This window comes from Variovorax sp. P2_H12 (assembly GCF_056403395.1).
Map to the genome: position 1 here is coordinate 1 of NZ_JBFUFO010000118.1, position 734 is coordinate 734.

The window sequence follows — 734 nt, forward strand, 5'->3', positions numbered from 1 at the left end:
GGGTGCTGCGGGGCGGACGGGTCACGTCGGCCGTGGTCGGGGCGAGCAGTGTCGCCCAGTTGGAGAACAGCGTCGATGCGGTGCGTCACCTGGAGTTCAGCGACGAGGAACTGGCCCGGATCGAGGTACTTCTGGAGACCTCCTGAGGGGGGTGCCGTCCTTCGGAGGAGAGCGCGGACCGGGCAGCCCGCCCGGTCCGTCCGGGAACGGAGCCGTGCCCCGGGCCGGCAAAAGGTGACCCGATCCGCCGGTCGCCATGCGGTCGGGAGCCGTCTTCACCCGGACGGTCGGCCGACGTCACTCCGCTGCTTCCCGGGCCGCGCCGTACCGGCCGGCTCCGGAAACGCTGGGTGCGTCGTCCCCCTCCTCCCGAAGAGAGAACCGCATGGCTGTGTCACCCGTTCTCGCACCGCGGCACCGGCGAATACGTCCGACACGTTCCCGCCGTGGGCATGCGATCGCCGCGGCGCTGACCACGACGGTCCTCGCCGGAGCCGCCGGATCGGCAGCGGCCGACACGGGTACCACAGTCGTGACCAGGCCGACCGTGGTGCTGGTGCACGGTGCGTTCGCTGACGCCTCCAGCTGGAACGGTGTCGCCGAACGGTTGCAGCGGGACGGATACAGCGTCGTCGCCCCGGCCAATCCGCTCCGGGGACTGGCGGGGGACTCCGCGTACATAGCCAGCTTCCTCAAGAGCATCCGGGGACCGATCGTGCTGGTCGGGCACTCCT

Annotated in this window: 1 protein-coding gene; it reads left to right on the top strand. The window is 71.0% G+C overall.

From position 1 onward, the window contains the following. Positions 1 to 385 precede the first annotated feature (385 nt). Positions 386 to 734, top strand: a 349-nt coding sequence (locus AC1DYK_RS35460) for an alpha/beta fold hydrolase (RefSeq protein ID WP_478170533.1), incomplete at its 3' end; no start/stop codon positions are given.